Genomic DNA, 20,553 nt, shown 5'->3' with positions numbered 1-20,553 from the left:
ATTATTATAGAAGAAAAGAGGGAGAACTGATCAATGACAGAACCACAGACGATTGATACGATGGAGGATATTTTAAAGATGCTCGACGCGCGATTGCGTGAACCGGAACCATTTTGGGACAAATTTTATGAAGATCGTACGAAACCGGTTCCGTTTTTTAAGAACATCCCTGACGAGAACTTAGTTCGCTATATCGAACAGGGATGGCTCTCACCGGGTGACGCGTTAGATCTCGGGACAGGACCGGGACGTAACGCGATCTACCTCGCAACACACGGTTTTTCGGTGACGGGACTCGATCTTTCAGCAACCGCGTTAGACTGGTCAACAGAACAAGCACAACAGGCTGGAGCGCATGTTGCGTTTCGAAAACAAGATTTTCTAGAGACGACCGAACAGAATACATATGATTTCATTTACGATTCCGGCTGTTTTCATCATATGGCGCCACATCGACGTTTGACCTACGTGACGCGAATAAAAGAGATGTTGCGGCCAGGAGGATATTTCGGATTGACGTGTTTTGTTGCGGGCGGTCCGCTTGGCGGGGCGACGTTGACGGACTGGGAGGTCTATCAAGAAAACAGTCTCCAAGGCGGACTCGGCTATACGAAAGAGTGGTTACTCGCCATATTCGATGCATTCGACGTCATCGAACTAACGGAAATGAAACCCGTCGACAATCCAGAGGCATTATTTGGTCATGCTGGACTGTGGACTGGTCTGTTTCGATTAAAGGATTGATTCGTCCGGCATTCGAGACATGAACCAATCTACAAAGTAGTGGACATCCTCTATCGAAATGATTTGGTGTGTATCGTATGTGGTGAACAGTGACAAAAAGCGCGGTTCGTCAGGGAAATAATGAAGCAGGATCGGGCGGAGTGTCTCTAGGTCATGCACGAAGCTTTGATCGTCTTCTAGAATAAGGTGATAGGTGCTCCGAATAATCCGTTTCACGATCGATTTGGAATGAAGCAGAGCGACCTGACCGGTTTCTAAGAGAAATAAATCCGTTTTCAACTGCTCACATACTCCACTGTTTAACGCGAAGCCAAGAGCGCGTGTCGGACGAAGGGATGGAAATCGACTTTGGAGATTTTCGCCTGCCAAAAACAAGTTGACGGATTTCAACCAGACGCCCCAGCGAAGAACTTCGTCGTCCCGTATGACGTTGTCAAGCAGACCGATGTCATAATCGATTTTGGTGACGAATGGATAGTCCGTCAACCAGTGTTCCGTCCGTTTATCTAACTGCATGTGTTCTTCTTCCGTCAACGGCTCTGTCAAAATCAGTGTAAAATCGAGGTCGGATTCAAAGGGACGCGCCGTTCCTTTTGCGACGCTTCCATACAAGTACACGCCATGAAACACGGATAAGGTTTGTACATAGGCGACGACGTCTCGAATCACGGCACGATAACGGACAGGAATCGCTTCAGCGGAAGTCGGATTGTGGATGTAGCCATTTTTCGTGCCCAATGTCGTTGGATACTGCATCTGTCTTCCTCCTCATCCTTCAGGAATGGATTGATAGCGATACCACTTCTTGTTTCGCTGCACATATAAAAACATCGTATCATCTTTTTCTTGATAGATGACCGTATCGCTATTAAGACGAGTTGCCATGCCGTCCTTGAGCGTCTTTTCGGATGCTATTTTTTGAACATGTGGACCAGGAGTCAAAGAAAGAATCGAGACGGTTACGACCTGATCTAGTCGATACACGCGATCGTTCAAGCGGATGACGTCTTGATCTTGTTTAATGGCATCCGCCGCGATGAGGTCCGTCGTTGTCATCGTCGTCTCCGCTAAGCATCCACTGAGAAAAAGAATGACCAATACGATAGTAGCTAACGTTTTTTTCATGAAACACATCTCTTTCTCTGTTAATATATCGTGTTTTACGATATATTCGAATTATACGATATAAGGGGGGAGCATCATGATTTCAGCTGATTTTGCAAAAATTTATTATCAATTACATCCACGGTTCGAAGAAAACCTGTCTCACCAAAGTGTGCGTATTTTGCAATACATTCAATTTGCGGTGAATCCGACGATCAAGCAGATTGCCGAGGCATTTCGCCTCTCACATAATACGACGTCCGAGCACGTCAAAAAGTTGGACAGATTAGGCTATATCGAAAAAAAACGGAATCCAGAAGACCAACGCCAAGTGACGATTGGTTTGACAGACATGGGGGATATAATTGTTCGTCGTCATACGGAACTTGATCCTGAACGGTTAAATCAAGTCCTTGCTACGATGTCAAAAACAGACCAACAGGCGATTGAACAGGCGTTTCGATTGTTGCGGGAGGCGGCAGATGACTGCTTTTCTCGTTAAGGTGTTTTCGAGCGCACTAGTCATTGGTCTTGTTACCGAAGTCGCCCGGCGTTCACCGTCACTGGGTGGTGTGTTGTCTGCATTGCCCGTCGTCAGTCTGATTAGCTTTGCCTGGCTCGTTAAACAGGGAAGTGAACGGGCAGAACTGAGTACATTCTTAAAGAGTGTGTTACTCGGATTACCAGCGACGTTCTTATTGCTTGCCGTCTTATATGGATTGATCCGCTTAGGGATTCCTATTTTTTACAGTATACTCGGTGCAACAAGTCTTTTTATCGTTTGTTGGTATATCCAACGTTACCTACAACAGTGGTGGCAAACATAAAAAAGGAGACAAAGTAATGATAACCCTTCAAACAAAGCGATTGACGATTCATCCATGTACAGCGAATGACGTGACACGTTTACAACAACAGCACTACGATAACGGACCGGAAGTTCAGCATCATTTGATGTCAATAGCGTCAGATCCCTCGCTACTATACTGGGGCAGCTGGCTCGTCATGACAAAGGATAGTCAAGTAATCGGGGATATCGGATTCAAGGGGAAGCCGGACATACGACAAGCGGTCGAAATCGGTTATGGTCTGTTACCAGCGTATCTCAATCAAGGGTTTGCGACGGAAGCAGTTCAAGCATTGATCGAATGGGCGTTCGAACAAACGGAAGTGACAGGAGTACTTGCGAAGACGGAGTCGACGAATCAAGCATCGATCCGAGTACTCGAAAAAGTGGGATTGATGCAGGTCGGGAGCGATGAGCGATATATCATGTGGGAACGTATAAAATGAATGTAAAGGAAACTTGACAGGTAGTGTGTTATTTACATATAGTGGAAGAGTGAGGTGGGATCATGAAAAATAAGGTCAGAGAGATGCGCGAAGAACGTGGCTGGTCGCAAGGCGAACTGGCAAAACGATTGAATGTGTCGCGTCAGACGGTCATTTCCATTGAAAAAGAGCGGTATAATCCGTCACTCGACCTCGCGTTTACACTAGCTGATCTATTTGAGCGGCGAATCGAAGAAATTTTTACACCGAATCGAACGAGCGAGGAGGGAACAGCATGAAGCGAGTCAATGTGTTCTTAGACATCATTTTAATTGGAGCGGGTCTTTACTTAACAATGACGGATCCAGCGGCTAAAACACTCGGAATCATCCTTGTTTTAGCAGGTGTCACGTCACGTATCACAGGAACGGTATTCTCGCCAACGGAACCGTATGATGAGCGCCAAGGAGCGGTTAAAATCCGTAGTGGACATATCGCTTATCTCGTAAGTATCGGATATCTTTTTTTAATCTTGGTACTCGTTAATCTGTCGATCATTCAAGACATTCAATTTGCTCTGTTACTAGCATTAGGAGGACAACTTTTATTCTTTCCGCTTGTATTGCTGTACGTGAATCGAAAGATGTGAAGAATTAAATGTTTATAAAAATGATGCTTGTAACCGTTATCAAAAATGGTATAGAATGTAATGGAATAGGGATTGTTACTGGTCAAGCAGGCGAAACCCAAATCAGCGATCACTGGAACCGTGAGTGACGTTTGATTTGGGTTTTTCTATTTTTTCGATTTGGAAGGAGGTCACCGATGATCATTCATCAAATTTTCAACAACAATGTCATCAGTGTATTTGACGAAGCAGGGCGTGAGCGAGTCGTCATGGGGAAGGGGATCGGATTTAAACGGAATTCAGGGCAGGCGATATTAGCCTCCGATGTTGAAAAAGTCTTTTATCTCGATGATGCTGGCAATCATGAACGATTTAAATTACTACTTCAAGAAATTCCTGAAGAAATCATCGTCTTGACTGATGATATCGTAACGATTGCTAAATTGACGCTTGGAAAAAAACTCAATGAACTTGTCTATATCGCTCTTGCCGATCATTTACATTTTGCATTAGAACGTCATGAAAAAGGTTTAGAGATCAAAAATGTATTGCTTTGGGAGATTAAACGTTTATATCAAGATGAGTTTAGTGTTGGTCTGCAAGCACTTGAACTAGTTGAAGAAAAATTCAATATCATATTACCTGAAGACGAAGCAGCCTATATTGCACTTCACATCGTGAATGCTGAATTAAACGAAGAGATGCCGAACATCGTCTCAATGACAAAAGTCATTCAAGAAGTATTAAATCTCGTAAAATACCACTTTGCATTAGAATGGGATGAGAATGCTCTCGCCTATCATCGTTTTGTTACTCACCTTAAATTTTTTGCACAACGACTCGTGTCACGAACCGAATACGAAGGAGATGAGAGTGCGCTTTTCGATCTAGTGAAAATGCAATATCCAAAGTCCTATGTCTGCACTGAAAAAATCGCTACCTTTATTCAGACAAAATATGATTATCGGTTGACGGATGAAGAGAAACTGTACCTAACGGTTCATATCACAAGGTTAATCAAAGAAAAAAAGAAGGATTGACATATAAATGTATAATTGTTATTATATGTTTAATAAATATATTTAAAGGGATTGTTACTGGTCAAGCAGGCGAAACCTAGGTGAAACAAAACGTATTTTCATGAAATACGTTACTTGTTCTCATCTGGGTTTCTTTTTGTGTCTATCAACTATGGAGGTGTCTTATGAAATACGATCAATTGGCAAAAGAAATCATTGAATCTGTCGGAGGCGAACAAAACGTTAGTTCACTTGTTCATTGTGCGACCCGTCTACGTTTCGTACTTAAAGACAAAATAAAGGCTGATAAATTAAAACTTGAAAAACTAGAAGGTGTCATTGCAGTAAAAGAGAGCGGAGGGCAATTTCAGGTCGTTGTCGGAAATACAGTACCTGAGGTATATCAAGCAATTGGGAAACAAACAAAGCTGATGGAGGAGTCAACAGACACTAGTGAGATAAATGAAAAAGGAAACATTTTTGGTCGAGCAATCGATATTATTTCAAGTATCTTTACGCCATTGCTTGGTGTCATGGCGGGAGCTGGTATCTTAAAGGGGTTACTTGCGATTGCGACGAATGCAGGTTGGTTAATTCCTACTGAAACTACGTATATTATTTTAAATGCTACAGCGGATAGTCTCTTTTACTTTTTACCTATTTTGTTAGCGGTTACATCAGCGCGGAAGTTTGGTGCGAATCAATTTGTTGCCATGACAGTAGCAGGTGCCTTGATCTATCCGACAATCATTCAACTGAAGACGGATGCAGTCGCGACGACATTCTTCGGTATACCCGTGACGATGATGTCATATACCTCTACGGTCATTCCAATCATTCTTGCCGTTTGGGTTATGAGTTATGTTGAAAAATTCTTCAATCGACATATCCATGAGAGTGTTAAAAATTTTGTTACACCTTTGATTGCTCTCATTACAATCGTTCCATTGACATTAATCGTGTTTGGACCAATCGGCGTCACGTCAGGCGACTTGATTGCTGCGTTCATTTTAAAGGTATTAGCATTTAACCCAATTTTAGCAGGGGCGTTTATTGCTGGTGTATGGCAAGTCCTTGTCATTTTCGGTATTCACTGGGGAGTCGTTCCGATTTTCATCAATAACATTGCGACTAAAGGATATGACTATATCAAACCAGCAACTGCTCCAGCAATTTTTGCACAGGCAGGAGCTTCATTCGGTGTCATGCTTCGTTCAAAAAATAAAAAGTTAAAGACATTAGCAGGATCTACGGGAATTACCGCATTATTCGGTATTACAGAGCCAGCCGTATATGGAGTTACTTTACGCTTAAAGCGCCCTTTCATTGCAGCGGTCATTAGTGCAGCAGTAGGTGGAGGAATTGTAGGATATTTTGGAAGTGTAGCGGTAGCTTCTGGTCCTCCGGGATTATTGACATTACCCGTCTTCATTGGAGATAGTATGACAGCATTTTACGGGTTGTTGATTGGTGTTGCTGTCTCATTCTTTTTATCGATGGTCTTAACATACATTCTTGGATTTGAAGATGACCCGATTGAAAAAGAAGCAGAAAAAAATGTTCATCCATCAACAGACATGACGATTCCAAGCCCCGTGTCAGGTCAAATCGTGTCTCTTGAAAAAGTTCCGGATAGTGTGTTTGCGAGTGGAACAATGGGACAAGGTTTTGCAGTCATTCCAACTGAAGGAAAAGTAGTCTCCCCAGTTGCAGGTCAAGTAACTGCTGTATTCGCAAGCAAGCATGCAATCGGTATTCGATCAGAGGACGGAATAGAAATCCTCATTCATGTTGGGATCGATACGGTGCGCTTAGATGGAACTCACTTTGAATTACACGTCACACAAGACCAAAAAATCGAACCAGGAGATGAATTGATTACTTTTGATATTGAATCGATTCAAGCTGAAGGATATGACATCATCACACCTGTAATTTTCACGAATTTATCAGAAGAACGACACATTACGATTGACCAAGATCAAATTTCAGTAAGTGAATACAATAAACCTGCTTTTGCATAAGAAAGGATGAGACGATGCAATTTCCAAAAAACTTTTTATGGGGTGGCGCTATTGCTGCCAATCAAGCAGAAGGTGCCTATTTATCCGATGGAAAGGGATTATCTTCCGTTGATTTAATTCCTAATGGGTCAACTCGAAGAGCCGTCATGAAAGGAGACTTATCACATTATGAGCCGCTCCCAGAACTAACTTATCCATCCCATGATGCGATTGATTTTTATCATCGCTATAAGGAAGATATTGCGTTATTCGCTGAAATGGGATTTAAAGCACTTCGTCTATCGATTTCATGGGCGCGTATCTTTCCAAATGGTGATGAAGAGCAACCAAACGAACAAGGATTGAAGTTTTACGATGATGTGTTCGATGAATTATTAAAATATGGAATTGAACCGGTTGTCACGATGGCGCATTTTGATGTCCCCGTTCATTTAGTAGAGCATTACGGAAGTTGGCGCAATCGAAAGATGGTTACATTCTTCGAACGATATGTTGAGACGATTGTATCCCGTTATCATTCGAAAGTACGCTATTGGATGACTTTCAATGAAATTAATATGATGTTCCATCTTCCCTATATGGGAGCTGGGTTAGTATTTGCTGAGGGAGAGAACCGGAAACAAATTCAGTATCAAGCAGCACATCATCAGTTGGTGGCGAGTGCGCGTGCCGTAGAAATTGCTCATACGATTAATCCGGATCTTCAGGTTGGATGTATGTTGGCAGCAGCTATGACATATCCTTATACCTGTAACCCAGATGACGTCGAAAAAGCGATGGAACGTGATCGTGAGAATTTCTTCTTCATTGATGTACAAGCTCGCGGTGCCTATCCTGGTTATGCATTAAGACAATTGAAAGATGCTGGAATTGAAATTCAGATGGAACCAGGTGATATTGAACTATTACGCAACCACACAGTGGACTTTATTGGTTTTAGTTATTATTCGAGTCGCTGTATCAGTACTGATCCAGAAATATTAGATAAGATGACGGCGGGAAATGTGTTCCCGACTGTTAAAAATCCATATTTGAATCAATCGGAATGGGGATGGACGATTGATCCGAAAGGACTCCGTTTAACGGCGAATCAGTTATATGACCGTTATCAACTCCCATTATTCATCGTCGAAAATGGCTTAGGGGCATTTGATGAATTGGATGGTGAAGGAAACATTCAAGATGACTATCGAATTGCTTATTTAACAGATCACATACGCGCAATGTACGAATCGATACAAGACGGTGTAGAACTTATCGGTTACACGAGTTGGGGCTGTATTGACCTCGTTAGTGCTTCTTCCGGAGAATATGCAAAACGGTATGGCTATATCTATGTAGATCGTCATGATGATGGCAGTGGAACGAATCGAAGACAAAAAAAGGCGTCATTTGATTGGTATAAAAAAGTAATTGCATCAAATGGTGCCTTTATAGAAAATCAAAAACATATTAAAATCAAATAAAAGTATAGCTAACGACGTGGATCTAGAAATGCTTAGATTACAAATCGTTAGCTTTTTACTTATGATTGGGATTCTTTCATAAAAAAATCATTAATAAAGATATTTTCAAGATTCAACCATGAATCGCAAACGTATCCCGTAACTCGATGATTGTTCCTTCGGGTGCTTTTAATTTGCTGAGATGACCATCGACGACGAAGTAGATGTTTCCGCCGTGTTTCGGTAGGAAAGGCATCCCGAGTCGTTCGAGGCGTGCTACTTCTTCTTGCAAGTCGTCAACGTAAAGTGCGAAATGGACGGGACCCGCTGCTTGCTTCGTATAATCGGTGAACGGCTGACCCGATTTGGGTGTTTGCAATTCGATATAGAAGTCACCGAGACGTAACCAGCTGTTAAAGGCGCGGTCGTGAAAACCAGGCGACTCTTGAACGAGTGAGAACCCAAGCTGTTCATAAAATTGTTTAGACGCAGCATAATCCGTTGTCTGAATACAGATGTGATGAATTTGTTTCATACTAAAAACCTTCCTTCGTGTTCAATGAAATCATGCAGAACTAGTGTAGCATTTCACGGATCGGTTGGAACGAACGAAATGGAGAATATGATGCAACAAACGATGAATTTGATTTGTGAACGATTTTTATTAGGGCAAATGATTAGCGAACCTGTACGATTGACAGGCGGACTCTTGCATGAGACATGGCGACTACAGACGACGACTGGATCTTACGTCTTAAAGCGATTGAATCCGGACATCATGCGACGCCCTGAAGCACGAAATAATTTTAAGATGTCAGAAGCGGTCGCCATGCAAGCGTCATTTCACTTAGCAGCATTACCGGCACGTTGCATCAACGATCAAGCGGTACAGACGATTGACGGATCGGATTACCTTTTGTTTGACTGGATCGATGGCAAGACGTTATCAACCGACCAGCTTCGATCGGCACATGCACGACAAATCGGAGTTCAATTAGGACTATTGCACGGTCTTTCCATAGCTACGACTGGCTTTATAAAGCCGGATACCTCAATTATTTCAATCGATTGGAACGGTCATTTAGAAGAAGGAAAACGGCAGCAAGGAAAGTGGCTGCAGCTATTCATGGAAGAGCAGGAACATTTGCAACGAATTGAAAGATTAGCACAGAAAGCACAGAAACAACTGCCAGTAGACTGGATCGTCAGTCATCGTGATCTCGATCCAAAGAACGTCCTCTGGACACCAACGGGTCCAGTCCTGATTGACTGGGAGTCTGCGGGTCTGATTCATCGAGCCGTCGACGTGTTCGAGACAGCCTGTTATTGGTCGAAGCAGGAAAACGATACGTTCGACAGCGTTCGATTTAACGCATTTCTTGACGGTTACGCAACAAATCAAGTTTTGCCTGATGTCGACTGGACGCACGTCATCGATAGCAGTGTTCAAGGAAAGCTGGACTGGCTGAATTTTAATCTGGAGCGCTCACTCGGGAAAAGTGGGATCCCTGAAGCGGAACGAGTCCTTGGAACAGAACAAGTCGTTTTAACAATAAAAGAATTACGAGCGCACGACCGGAATCTCTGGATCAAGTGGATGTCGGTAAGATAAGCGTAAATGAGGCACCGAATCACTCGATTCGATGCCTCTTCGTTATTAAAACGATTTGACCAACTGTTCAATAGTTGATTCAGGAGTGCGAATCGGAATATAACCAAGTTGCTTGATTCGGTCATTCGCAAATGTCGCGTGTTCCGCTGCACGCTTCGGTATTTGGTACGGCTTGTCACTTGCTGTGATCAACTTCATCCGGAAATCCGTCTCAGGTAGATTCGAATCGATTGCATTGAAGATATCCCCATTATGCGCATTTGTTGCGGCAAGGACGATCATTTCGACTAGATTATCCGTATGGACCCACGGGACGACATCATACGGATGCACCCAGGTAATCACATCCGCCTCCTTCATCCGCTCGACTTGACGATCCCCCCAATAGGACTGCTCCTCGGCACAAATTGATCCTGGGCGTAAGATGATTAAATCGGAATCGGGTGTGTTTTCCTGTAACAGGCGTTCGGATTCCTGCTTTGTATGGATGTAGACGTGCTCGGACGGTAGGAGCGGTGACGTTTCCGTAAAATGTCCACTCACGACTTCGCCGTACACGGAAGTCGTCGAGATGTGAACGATGCGCTTGACACGAGCTTTTGTCGCAGCATCCGCGAGATGTTGTACACCAGTGACATTTGCTTCCTGTGCTAAATCGGGATCATCTCCGAGATAGGCAGCACAGTGAATCAACAGATCGACACCTTGAAGTGCTGTAAGAAGCGAATCCGGATCACCGAGCTCACCGATGACTGCGTGGACACCTTTGAAAGCGTATTGATCCGCTTGTTCCTTAGAGCGATACAAACCGCGCACTTCACGCGCTTCTTTTAGAAAACGTCGCGCAACACGAGAGCCAAGCGTCCCGGTCATTCCTGTAATTAAAATCGTACTCTCTTTCAGATTCATGGATGCTTACCCCTTTGACTCTGTCTTTTCAGCGAAACATTGCTCACAAATGAAACGTCCTTCGCTTTTTAGGTATGCTTTGACTTCCGTCATCCCGCGATGTTTCGGATAGCGCATCTGGATGTAGACTTTTTCGTTTCCTTCAATCGTTTTGCCGCAATGAATACATGTCGGTTCTTTGCCGAACATCCTAACTCCCCCTGATTATTTTTATCTTCTACCTTATCGTAAAGGAAAAATAAAGGTGTTGGAAGAATAAAGTAAAAAAGGAATCTAAAGGAGGGTGTCTATGATCTTCATTGCTATTTTTCTCGCCGTTGGTGGAGTCGTCTGGTTCATTTCAGCGCGGAGTCAATCGAAACATCGCTCGCTCGACGATCAGGAATATACACTGAATCAACATGATGTCCATCAACAAAAAAATCATCGTGATTTTTGAAGGCATGTAAAGGAGCATCCAGTCGATTGACTGAATGCTCCTTTTTAGCGATTGCGTACATGGAGAAAATATTTTGCGTTGCTCCAGATCAAGGCGAAAATCAATAAGCTGATCGCGAAGATCTGAGATTGACCGGTCTCATATGAATACACGACCAATACGACGATAATACCCATTAATAGGAGTTGCAAAGAAGATTGTGAACGGATGAGTCCTTCTAACATGACGTGTCGCTCGCCGTCATCTGAAGCAGCGAACAGCTTTTTGATATAGTTTGTTTCCGAGTACTTCGGGAACTGACGGTCCGGATATATATGATGCATGAGATTAAGATAAAAAACAGAGACAAGACTACTGATGATAAAAAAGAGTCCGCTCAGTATCAAATGAAGTCCGAACTGGTTTTCAATGATGCTAAATGATGCAAGTCCGATGCTGAGAAGATTGGAGAACTGCACGATCATCATGCCGTCCGCATAGTAGCGATTCACTTGATCGTCAATCGCGTCCTCTTCGTTGGAAGAAACGGAGCGTCGAGTCAATTGACGAATTTGCAAATAGCGTACGATGTAACTGAGAGTCAAGATCGTCAAGATAACGAAAAGACCAGTGAATATGTAATCAAGATAGAGCGATCGTTCAAACTGTGACAAATGCGTATTTTTGAGGACAAACATAACGATATAACTACTAATGAAACCGAGTAATCCTGCGATGATGACCTTGACTGCTTCCTTGTTCATGTTAATTCCTCCTCATCGAAATAAAAGATGTCTTCTAGCGGTGTGTCAAACACACGAGAAATTTTGACGGCGATCAGTAGCGACGGCATAAATTCTTCGCGTTCGATTAAGCTGATCGTCTGGCGAGAAATGTTCGCGCGCCGTGCCAGTTCAGACTGATTCCATCCGTGGCGAGCACGTAATTCTTTTAAACGGGATTTCATATAGGGATTCACCTCCTATATAATGTAACTTATCATAGTCTTTTTGACAACGATAATAGTCAAAAAAGACAACATGATAGTCATTTGTTCGTAAAATGATCATATCGTTGGCATAAACTGTATACTGGAATAAGTTGAAAGGAGATGTGAAATCCGTCGATGAAATCTCAGTCATGTATAAACAATGTTATTAATAATGATGAGAATGTTACGCACCAGATTGCTTCGATTCTCCAAATGGAAGAGACATTGCTCAAACAAAAAATCACGTATCTCCAGGACGTGACAGACTCGGACGCAACTAATACATACGAACAAGGACGTCAGCAGCTATCAGACAAACTCGATACGTTAAGACATTCGGTAAAAATGAATTTTATCTCGCGCGACGACGTTCCGATTCGAACGCGAGCACTCTGGAAACAGTCACTAAGAGCGACGTCTGTGACGGAAGAGGAAGCACGTCTCATTCAAGAGTATCTCCAGAATGAGGCAACGATGCTGACAGAAGCGGGAGAAGTGGTTTCTGATCTCTATGCCGCCTTATTTGATGCAGATGAGCCGACACGGAAACAAGCATTCTTATCGATTGAGGAAGCGTTCCGGACGAATGAATCTGTCATTCAACGATTATTTTCGCAACTCGTCGACTTGCGACAAGCGCGTGCTTCTGCAAGGCGTCAGTCGGGATACGAAGAATTAGCTTTTGCGGAGCTCGGACGTATCGATTATACAAGCAAGGATGTCGATCATTACGCCAGCATCATTCAAACTTATTTTCTGCCGGTTAAACAGCGATTTCAGCTCGAGCAACAAACGTTTCTCGGCAAACAGGCGCTCCATCCGTGGGACGTTCGGCAATCGGCCTATACGCAGATTGATCATCATGTAACCGGGTCTGATACTTCATTCTTAGACAAGGCACAAGCAATCCTCGAGAGCGTGCATTTATATTTTGCTGACGTATTAAGAGAAATGCGACATACGAATCATCTCGATATCGGTGCCCGGTCGAATAAAGCGGGCGGAGGGTTTTGTGAGTATTTACCGGTCGAACAACAATCGTTCCTATTCATGAATCGCATCCATACGTTTGATGATCTCGTCATCTTTATGCATGAGATCGGGCATGCCGTCCATCATGATGCGATGAAAGAGACGTATGATGGACTACAACCGATTCCGCTTGAAGTAGGGGAATTCGCTGCTATGTCACTTGAGTTGTTGTCGATGAACGAGTGGCACCAAGTGATTCCAGGTCGAAAAGACGTTGCCCGAGCGAAACTCGAACAGATTCGTTCCATAGTGGAGTTTTTGCCACAAACGATTATCGTTGATCGTTTCCAGTCGTGGCTCTATGCTCACCCGGACCATCTGCCGGAAGAGCGCCAAGTTTCTTTTGCTCGTCTCCGGGAGACGTATGATACGGACGTCATCGATTGGTCGGAAACGCTCGATTGGAAAGGCCTCGAATGGATGAGTGTCATTCATCTCTTTGAGACGCCATTTTATTACATTGAATATGCGATAGCCCAAATTGCTGCTCTTCAGTTGTATCACTGTTTTACGAAAGATCCTGACCAAACGATGAAGGACTTCCTTGCAGCTTTAGCGCTTAGTCACACCCATTCGATTCAAGACGTCTATGCGAGAGCGGGAGTATCCTTCTTACCAAGTGATGCGGAAATGAAAGAGTTGATGGCGTTCCTAGAAGGTCAAATTGAAATTTGGACAAATGAGTTAGAAAAGACATATTAAAAACAACACGCTTTGATCAGAAATAGCAGATGTACAAAACGATAGGAGGATGAACATGAACACACGAAAAAACATTGTTTATGCGACCTTATTCAATGCCACAGGCAGTCAGTTATTGATGGTTGAAAATCGTGACGATCACGGTGACTACTATACATTGCCCGGTGGGACGGTCGAACGTGACGAAACGTTACATATGGCAATCGCGCGTGAAGTATTAGAAGAGACAGGATTTACCATCATCCCAGGTGACATCGTCCATGTGGCAGAAGCATTCTTTCCGCAAGCGGGGGAACATTGTCTCTTTTTCTTCTTCGCGGGAGAAATCACTTCCGGTCAATTGCAGACGAATGTCCCAGAAGAAATTTCCGGACTCGTCTGGATGGACCGTGAAGAAGCGTTCAAACACCTCAATTTACCGGAAGCGTCAAAAGAATCGCTCTTTGCTGGTCGAACGGTACCATATGATTTTGCCGGAGAGATCATTCACGCGTAAGGAAGTGTTGCTTGACGTACTAAGGTGACGGATTTTCGGGTACAACATTACAGGAGCATTACCCGAAATTTGTAGAAAGTCAGGTGAACACACAGTATGTCGATTCTTACGTTTCACGAAGTCAGCTATCAACACATCTTACACGAAATAACGGGTGAGTTCCGAGAAGGTGTCATTACGACGCTCGTCGGACCGAGTGGTGCCGGAAAATCCACGACATTGAAACACATCAACGGACTTATTTCTCCCGATCGCGGCGAAATTTGTTTTCGAGGCGAACCACTCGAGCAGATGAATCTGCTCGACGTCCGCAAACGGATCGGAATGGCGTTCCAAAGCGCGCCGATGATTCCAGGTACCGTCTACGATAATATCAATTTACCGAAATCGATCTTCGGGGAATCGTTGCCACGCGAGGAGGCGGAACGCTTGCTACAACAAGTCGAACTATCCGTCGAACTTGAGCGACCGGTCAAAGATTTGTCCGGTGGCGAACGAAGCCGACTTGGAATCGCACGGACACTCGTCAATCGTCCAGACGTCCTGTTGCTCGATGAAATCACGGCAAGTCTCGATTACCGAATGGTACAAGAGATTGAGAAGCTAATCCTTGATCTACAGCAGGAGTTACAGACGACAATCATTTGGATTACGCATGACTTAGAGCAAGCAAAGCGGGTCAGCGACGACGTCTGGTTTTTAAAGGATGGACGATTGATCGAGTCTGGTGATTTTAAAGAACTCGCTTCAAGTGGTCAAGCCGAGACGCAAGCATTCTTGAAGGGGGAATCGGTATGAGTTACCTCCAACTGGCAACTTCGCTAATCTTCATTCTGATCCCCCTCGTCTTAGCACGGACGTTACAGCTTGGTTTAGAGAAGGACATCATCATCGCAACCGTTCGATCAATCGTCCAACTCTTGATCATCGGTTACATTCTGACGTTCGTCTTTGAGAGCGGCAGTCCAATTTTCATGTTACTCATGATTCTGTTGATGATCGGTGCAGCGACACTGAACGTCATCCGTAAAGGGGACGGGATTCCTGGGATCCAGTGGATCATCTTGTTGACACTGATTGCGGTCGAAGCATTGACGATGGGCATTTTGCTTGGATTACAAATCATTCCGTTTGAAGCCCAGCAAGTCATTCCGATCAGCGGGATGGTCATTGGGAACTGTATGATTTTGTCCTTATTGTTTCTTAATAAGTTCAAGGACGAGGTCGAACGAAGCGACGAGGTCATTGAACTGATTCTTTCGCTTGGTGGAGATGCGAAGACAGCGATTGATACGAGCTTAAAAGGCGCGATTCGGACAAGTATGATTCCAACGATTGAAGCGCAAAAAACGATGGGCCTCGTCCAACTGCCAGGGATGATGAGTGGGTTGATCATCGGTGGCGCGGATCCGATGGAAGCAGTCCTTTATCAACTATTGATTCTATTCCTGATCTTGACGACGGCGGCGATGGCATCGGTCCTCGTTGGTTTTCTATCCTACCGTCGACTGTTCAATGAAAAAGCACAATTCATCGGTTTGACCTATAAGAAAAAAGACACGTAAGGAGCACGTTATGCAGACTTATCCGATTACAGAAGCCGACCTACAACTGGTCGAACTAGCAACCGAAACGATTCAAAGCCGTTACGCTGACGATAAACATCACGTCGCAGCTGCGTTGCGGACAAAAGATGGCGCGACGAAAACGGGTGTTCATGTCGAAGCCTATATCGGACGGGTGACGGTGTGCGCGGAAGCCATCACGATCGGTTCCGCCATCACGGATGGATTGACGGATTTTGAGACGATCGTCGCTGTCCGACATTCTTATTCGGATGAGACGGACCGAACGATTCGTGTCGTCAGTCCGTGCGGCATGTGTCGCGAATTGATTTCCGATTATGCACCGGACGCGTTTGTCCTCTTGACGATCGACGATCAGTTGACGAAAGTCCGGATCGCGGATTTGATTCCATTGAAATATGTCCTACAATAACCAGTAACTCCTCGTCGTTTGGATGAGGGGTTTTTTGCATTTACTTCTAAAAAATCCTTATTATGGTTATGATAAAGACTGAATAATTAAGGAGGGATTTGCGTGTCAGCTTTATTAGAAGTCGAACGGTTATCAAAAACCTACATACGTGGAACGGAGACGATCCATGCGTTGAAGCAAGTCAGCTTTACGTTAGAGGAAGGAGGATTCATCGCCATCATGGGCACGAGTGGCTCCGGGAAAAGTACACTGTTGAATATCCTGGGAGCGCTTGACGCGCCAACCGGCGGAACGTTGACCTTAAAGGAAAAACGGCAACGCGACATCTTCACTGAACCTGCTGCGACGTTATACCGACAACAACATATCGGCTTCATCTTTCAATCGTTTCATTTACTCGATGACTTGACGGTCCAGGAGAACATCGCCTTACCTTTGATGTTGAAGGGGATGGATGATAAAACGATCAATCAAGAGGTAGAGACTTGGCTCAAACGAGTCGGACTGACGAAGTGGAACAATCATCGACCGAAAGAGCTGTCGGGTGGACAACAACAACGTGTTGCGATCGCACGTGCCTTGATTAGTCGACCACCGATCATCTTAGCGGATGAGCCGACGGGGAACCTCGATTTCAAGACATCTGCCGAAATCATGCAGTTGCTACATGAACTTAATCGCGAACAACAGACGAGCATCCTGCTCGTGACCCATGATGCTACCGTAGCCGCTCATGCGAAGCGGGTACTGTATTTCCATGACGGACAGATCGTCGCCGATCAGCCGTCGACCGGTGACGTGGCGCCGATCTTAGAGACCTACGAGAAGTTCGTGGGGGCTATATGAAACGACAACATCTCTTCCGTCTTTCCCACCGACTGTACCGTAAAAGTTCGATGATTCTAGTGACCTCAATCGGAAGTGTCATGATTTCGATTGGTCTCGTCTTAACGATGGTCATTTTTTTACTACATAATCAAGCCGCAATCGAGACAGATCGTGTACAAAAATATGGTCAAGTCGATCTGACAGTCAAATATACACCAGAAGACGAGCGGACGGATCAGTCCGTGTTTGAGCAACTTGAAAAGAATCAAGGTGTCTCGCGCGCAGAGTCGATCCTACAGACGACAGCGCGCGTCGCTGGTCAAACGATGGCCGACGTGGAAACGATGGGAGTTCATTCGGACGCCCTGACGAAAAGTCGGTATCATTTCACGAATGATTTGAAACAGGGAGAAGCGATCATGTCAGCTCGACTCGCGACGGCGCTTAACCGTAGTGTCGGGCAATCGCTTCGCGTCGGAGAAAAGACGTATCGAATCCGTGAGATTTTACCTAGTGCGAAAACACCTGAAGCTTCGCACGATCAACTTTTGCTTTCGTATGCTGATCTGAAGAAGTATCATCCGATCGAAACGAAAGCCGTCTTGGTTGATCTGAAAGAAAAGACAGATGCCGTTCACTATGCCGATAGACTCGTCAAAGCGAATCCGAAGCTCCGTGTTGAACTTGCGGAAGGACAGGCGCTCTCACCAGCGCTGAACGGCTACATCGCAATCTTATCCGTACTGATCCTTGTCGTCTCCGGCTTCATCTTGATGGCGAACTTCGACTTATATTTACGTAAACATGCTGTTCAATTTGCGATCATGCGGACGCTTGGGGCGACGACACGGCAACTGTTTCAACTGTTCTTCGTTCAATCTGGATTGATTGTCTTAGCGGGCACGATGCTTACGATTCTTAGTAGTATTTGCTTACCATTACTCGGTCAACTCGTATGGCCGACAGAGGGTAAAATGATCGTCTCCCTCATGATTGATCAGGGAGCGTTCTTGATGCTCGTAACGTTCGGTAGTGCTTTGTTGATTCTGCTGTTGCTCGCGAGTACGGCTTACCGAAAACGGGATGTGTTACCACTCCAAGTCTTGCGAGAAAATATGAAAACGGCGTCACGACCGACTCGACGAAAACGTCTCGTCCTGTTCAGTAGTGGATTGACTGTCAGTTTGGTGTTGTTCGCTGAAGTGATTGCCAGTACGGATGGGTCACGGGCAATCGCCTGGCTCGGTGCAACCGTCGCCTTTTTACTGACGATGCACCTTGCGACGCCACTCCTCTTGAAGGGAGTGCTCCAGCGAGCGGAACCGATTGTTCGTCGGTTAGCGGGACCGACGAGTTTCGTTGCCTTCCGGGGCGTGTTACCGCAACTACGGAAAAATGCTTGGTTGATGCTGATCGTTCAAGTATTGATGATCATCGTCGTCATCGGCTCGACGTTCCTTGAGACGGTGCAACAAAACGAGCGGAAGTACATCATCAGCCAATATCCGACAGAAGTCGTCCTAAAGAGTCGTTTGGATGAAGGATCGCAAGGAAACCCGTTGCAATTGATTCGACAAATTGAAACCGACCTACCTGGCGCAAGAGCGACCTTCCTGTCGTCTCGCAATTCCTTCGAATACCAGTCGCCTCAAGAAGATGTCTCGATCGAATACGAAGTGACGGATTATCGTCGTCTTGATGTCTTAGCGGGAGAGCAGACGAGTGACACAGAAGGAATCATCGTCTCACGCGCCTTTGCTAAAACACACAGTCTTCAAAAAGGCGATATGTTGCCAATCGGGCGATGGGACGGGGAACAAGAACGAAACGTTTCGGTCGGTCAATTCCGAATCGTTGGAATTGAAAAGAAGATAGCACCAGACGTCCTCGTGGATTGGCGGAACGAGCAACTGCGGCAACCAAACGATCACATCTTGAATGTCTTTATCGACGTTCCGTCCGAGTTAACGAAGGCGCAAGTGACCACAACATTATTAGAGATCACAGAAAGTTATCCGACATTGCAAGTGAATCGACTATCTGACGCACTTCGCGATGCGGAGCAACAAACGACGGAACGCTGGTTCGTCTTCTTGATTGCGCTTGTCGTCATGAGTGGATCCGTCTGGTTCGGACTTGCAAACGCCTTACTCAGTTTCGTGAGTGGAAAACGAGGTGAATACGCATTGCTACGAACGATTGCGTTGACACGGAACAAGCTCCGTCAGCTGACACTCCTTCAAATGCTCTTATTCATTGGGAGCGGCATCACCTTTGGACTGATCAGTGGACTTGGTGCGACCTTCTTCGTGACACGGATTGATGATGCGGGATCATTTTACTTCAACGTACCGACGATTGCCGGAACCATTGTCGGTTTAATAGTGCTTGTCATAAGCATCGCTTGGTTCGTCACCCGACGAAAGCAGGAAAACCTCGTTCACGAATTGAAACAGTAAATAAGGGCACGTGAACCGGGGGGATCGAAATGCGAAAAACGATCGGGGCGATTCTATTACTCGTAATAATTAGCGGTGTCGGCTGGTGGATGATCGCAGATGAACGGGATGCGACCTATGAACAGATTGTTGAAGTACAAGTCGTTCGACACGTGACGAAGCAGTTCGGACGCGATGATATCGCATCGGTCAAACCGTACTTCGTAGCGTCGGAATCATCGAAATCACGACGTCATCAGATTGCCGTTCAGCTGAAGTCGGCACCGACGGGAGAATACCGTATGTATCGTGTACTTCGGAATAAAGTCGAGTACATCGGTCGATCAAGGACGGTTCGATCAGATTAAAAAGATACGTCACATCAGTTGGGGGATTTAGATGAAAACGAAAACCGAACGCATCGCGTTCATTCAAGAAGAAAAGCGTCAACTCGCAAAACCACGTTTGTACAGCTCGTTGCTGTACGGCGTCAGTATCTTATTAGTCGTCGCCAATCGTGACGTATACTGGCCATTGTTCTTTTTACTTGTGGCATTGGTCTGGATTGCGCGGATTCACTCACAAGAAGTCGAACGTGATATGGCATTAACGGTAGAACCACAGATGAAGAAAATCATTCAATGGCAGTATGTGACCGATTTTCTGTTCGTGATCTTAATGGGATTATTCTTCCCGCTGATCATCGTATTCGACTTGCCATTCTTCCTCAGTTTTGCCGTCTATGTCGTCCTTGCGATTGTTTTGCTCGTATCCGATATGTTGCTTGAACGAAACGGAAAACGTCTCGATGCTGAGCATCCGACGAAGAAGGAACTGCGGACGTATCCGAAATCGTGGAAAAAGATCTAATCCGTGGAGCCGGTCGATGAACC

At 45.0% G+C, this 20,553-nt stretch carries 27 protein-coding genes; 20 read left to right on the top strand and 7 right to left on the bottom strand.

The window, feature by feature from the left end:
• The first annotated feature begins 33 nt into the window (after positions 1-33).
• A complete protein-coding gene (locus P401_RS0106980) occupies positions 34-744 on the top strand; it encodes an SAM-dependent methyltransferase (protein ID WP_029341848.1) in 711 nt (236 codons plus the stop codon).
• Here P401_RS0106980 and P401_RS0106975 read toward each other — a convergent pair.
• Positions 733-1,500: a nucleotidyltransferase domain-containing protein gene (locus tag P401_RS0106975; RefSeq protein ID WP_029341847.1), complete on the bottom strand. Its 768-nt coding sequence runs from the start codon at positions 1,498-1,500 to the stop codon at positions 733-735. The genes P401_RS0106980 and P401_RS0106975 overlap by 12 nt on opposite strands.
• A gap of 12 nt (positions 1,501-1,512) precedes the next feature.
• The gene (locus P401_RS0106970) at positions 1,513-1,869 is read right to left on the bottom strand and encodes a hypothetical protein (protein ID WP_029341846.1); all 357 of its coding nucleotides are present in this window, start codon (positions 1,867-1,869) and stop codon (positions 1,513-1,515) included.
• Between the two features lie 76 nt (positions 1,870-1,945).
• On the opposite strand from P401_RS0106970, the gene P401_RS0106965 reads away from it, so the two are divergent.
• From P401_RS0106965 to P401_RS0106930, 8 genes are all read left to right on the top strand, one after another.
• Positions 1,946-2,350, top strand: a complete 405-nt coding sequence (locus P401_RS0106965) for a MarR family winged helix-turn-helix transcriptional regulator (protein WP_029341845.1) — start codon at positions 1,946-1,948, stop codon at positions 2,348-2,350.
• Positions 2,331-2,675, top strand: a complete 345-nt coding sequence (locus P401_RS0106960; RefSeq protein ID WP_029341844.1) for a DUF3147 family protein — start codon at positions 2,331-2,333, stop codon at positions 2,673-2,675. The genes P401_RS0106965 and P401_RS0106960 overlap by 20 nt, the downstream gene beginning before the upstream one ends.
• 16 nt (positions 2,676-2,691) lie before the next feature.
• On the top strand, positions 2,692-3,141 hold the full coding sequence (locus tag P401_RS0106955) for a GNAT family N-acetyltransferase (RefSeq protein ID WP_236627087.1): 450 nt from the start codon (positions 2,692-2,694) through the stop codon (positions 3,139-3,141).
• 62 nt (positions 3,142-3,203) lie between these two features.
• Positions 3,204-3,419 carry a helix-turn-helix transcriptional regulator gene (locus tag P401_RS0106950; RefSeq protein WP_029341842.1) on the top strand — a complete coding sequence of 72 codons (216 nt, stop codon included), beginning with the start codon at positions 3,204-3,206 and terminating at the stop codon, positions 3,417-3,419.
• Entirely contained in the window at positions 3,416-3,769 is a 354-nt protein-coding gene (locus tag P401_RS0106945; RefSeq protein ID WP_051656274.1) for a hypothetical protein, read from the top strand. The genes P401_RS0106950 and P401_RS0106945 overlap by 4 nt, the downstream gene beginning before the upstream one ends.
• Before the next feature lie 176 nt (positions 3,770-3,945).
• On the top strand, positions 3,946-4,788 hold the full coding sequence (gene licT / locus P401_RS0106940) for a BglG family transcription antiterminator LicT (RefSeq protein ID WP_029341840.1): 843 nt from the start codon (positions 3,946-3,948) through the stop codon (positions 4,786-4,788).
• Between the two features lie 164 nt (positions 4,789-4,952).
• Positions 4,953-6,791 carry a beta-glucoside-specific PTS transporter subunit IIABC gene (locus P401_RS0106935; protein WP_029341839.1) on the top strand — a complete coding sequence of 613 codons (1,839 nt, stop codon included), beginning with the start codon at positions 4,953-4,955 and terminating at the stop codon, positions 6,789-6,791.
• Positions 6,792-6,805: 14 nt separating this feature from the next.
• Positions 6,806-8,257, top strand: coding sequence for a 6-phospho-beta-glucosidase (locus P401_RS0106930; RefSeq protein ID WP_029341838.1), 1,452 nt, complete (start codon positions 6,806-6,808; stop codon positions 8,255-8,257).
• Positions 8,258-8,369: 112 nt separating this feature from the next.
• On the opposite strand, the gene P401_RS0106925 is transcribed toward P401_RS0106930, so the two are convergent.
• Complete coding sequence (locus P401_RS0106925; RefSeq protein WP_029341837.1) at positions 8,370-8,771, bottom strand: VOC family protein; 402 nt, start codon at positions 8,769-8,771, stop codon at positions 8,370-8,372.
• An 87-nt stretch (positions 8,772-8,858) separates the two neighbouring features.
• Between P401_RS0106925 and P401_RS0106920 the strand changes: the two genes are divergently transcribed.
• Positions 8,859-9,848 (top strand): phosphotransferase, encoded by a 990-nt coding sequence (locus P401_RS0106920; protein WP_160171457.1) that lies wholly within the window; start codon positions 8,859-8,861, stop codon positions 9,846-9,848.
• A 45-nt stretch (positions 9,849-9,893) separates the two neighbouring features.
• On the opposite strand, the gene P401_RS0106915 is transcribed toward P401_RS0106920, so the two are convergent.
• Positions 9,894-10,757, bottom strand: a complete 864-nt coding sequence (locus P401_RS0106915; protein WP_029341835.1) for an NAD-dependent epimerase/dehydratase family protein — start codon at positions 10,755-10,757, stop codon at positions 9,894-9,896.
• A 6-nt stretch (positions 10,758-10,763) separates the two neighbouring features.
• Positions 10,764-10,946: a hypothetical protein gene (locus P401_RS0106910; RefSeq protein ID WP_029341834.1), complete on the bottom strand. Its 183-nt coding sequence runs from the start codon at positions 10,944-10,946 to the stop codon at positions 10,764-10,766.
• A 100-nt stretch (positions 10,947-11,046) separates the two neighbouring features.
• Here P401_RS0106910 and P401_RS18560 point away from each other — a divergent pair, with 100 nt between their 5' ends.
• Complete coding sequence (locus P401_RS18560; RefSeq protein ID WP_156772514.1) at positions 11,047-11,196, top strand: hypothetical protein; 150 nt, start codon at positions 11,047-11,049, stop codon at positions 11,194-11,196.
• A 44-nt stretch (positions 11,197-11,240) separates the two neighbouring features.
• Here P401_RS18560 and P401_RS0106900 read toward each other — a convergent pair whose 3' ends face one another.
• Both P401_RS0106900 and P401_RS0106895 read right to left on the bottom strand, forming a co-directional pair.
• Positions 11,241-11,939 carry a DUF3169 family protein gene (locus P401_RS0106900; RefSeq protein WP_029341833.1) on the bottom strand — a complete coding sequence of 233 codons (699 nt, stop codon included), beginning with the start codon at positions 11,937-11,939 and terminating at the stop codon, positions 11,241-11,243.
• Positions 11,936-12,142 carry a helix-turn-helix transcriptional regulator gene (locus P401_RS0106895; protein ID WP_023468455.1) on the bottom strand — a complete coding sequence of 69 codons (207 nt, stop codon included), beginning with the start codon at positions 12,140-12,142 and terminating at the stop codon, positions 11,936-11,938. The genes P401_RS0106900 and P401_RS0106895 overlap by 4 nt, the downstream gene beginning before the upstream one ends.
• A 159-nt stretch (positions 12,143-12,301) precedes the next feature.
• Here P401_RS0106895 and P401_RS0106890 point away from each other — a divergent pair, with 159 nt between their 5' ends.
• The 9 genes from P401_RS0106890 to P401_RS0106850 all read left to right on the top strand — a co-directional run bounded on the left by P401_RS0106890 (position 12,302) and on the right by P401_RS0106850 (position 20,530).
• The gene (locus P401_RS0106890; protein WP_081834723.1) at positions 12,302-13,900 is read left to right on the top strand and encodes a M3 family metallopeptidase; all 1,599 of its coding nucleotides are present in this window, start codon (positions 12,302-12,304) and stop codon (positions 13,898-13,900) included.
• 55 nt (positions 13,901-13,955) lie between these two features.
• Positions 13,956-14,396 (top strand): NUDIX domain-containing protein, encoded by a 441-nt coding sequence (locus P401_RS0106885; RefSeq protein WP_029341831.1) that lies wholly within the window; start codon positions 13,956-13,958, stop codon positions 14,394-14,396.
• A gap of 96 nt (positions 14,397-14,492) precedes the next feature.
• On the top strand, positions 14,493-15,194 hold the full coding sequence (locus tag P401_RS0106880; RefSeq protein WP_029341830.1) for an ABC transporter ATP-binding protein: 702 nt from the start codon (positions 14,493-14,495) through the stop codon (positions 15,192-15,194).
• Positions 15,191-15,961, top strand: coding sequence for an ABC transporter permease (locus P401_RS0106875; RefSeq protein ID WP_029341829.1), 771 nt, complete (start codon positions 15,191-15,193; stop codon positions 15,959-15,961). The genes P401_RS0106880 and P401_RS0106875 overlap by 4 nt, the downstream gene beginning before the upstream one ends.
• Positions 15,962-15,971: 10 nt before the next feature.
• Positions 15,972-16,394 (top strand): cytidine deaminase, encoded by a 423-nt coding sequence (locus P401_RS0106870; RefSeq protein ID WP_029341828.1) that lies wholly within the window; start codon positions 15,972-15,974, stop codon positions 16,392-16,394.
• Positions 16,395-16,490: 96 nt separating this feature from the next.
• Positions 16,491-17,240 (top strand): ABC transporter ATP-binding protein, encoded by a 750-nt coding sequence (locus P401_RS0106865; RefSeq protein WP_029341827.1) that lies wholly within the window; start codon positions 16,491-16,493, stop codon positions 17,238-17,240.
• Positions 17,237-19,681: an ABC transporter permease gene (locus P401_RS0106860; RefSeq protein ID WP_029341826.1), complete on the top strand. Its 2,445-nt coding sequence runs from the start codon at positions 17,237-17,239 to the stop codon at positions 19,679-19,681. Before P401_RS0106865 ends, P401_RS0106860 begins: the two co-directional genes overlap by 4 nt.
• A 29-nt stretch (positions 19,682-19,710) precedes the next feature.
• Positions 19,711-20,028 (top strand): hypothetical protein, encoded by a 318-nt coding sequence (locus P401_RS0106855; protein WP_029341825.1) that lies wholly within the window; start codon positions 19,711-19,713, stop codon positions 20,026-20,028.
• A 31-nt stretch (positions 20,029-20,059) separates the two neighbouring features.
• Positions 20,060-20,530 (top strand): hypothetical protein, encoded by a 471-nt coding sequence (locus P401_RS0106850; protein WP_029341824.1) that lies wholly within the window; start codon positions 20,060-20,062, stop codon positions 20,528-20,530.
• Positions 20,531-20,553 lie beyond the last annotated feature (23 nt).

The organism is Exiguobacterium acetylicum DSM 20416 (assembly GCF_000702605.1).
Lineage (GTDB): Bacteria > Bacillota > Bacilli > Exiguobacteriales > Exiguobacteriaceae > Exiguobacterium_A > Exiguobacterium_A acetylicum.
Note: the sequence above shows the minus strand (reverse complement) of the source record. Positions and strands in the feature narration are given on the sequence as shown.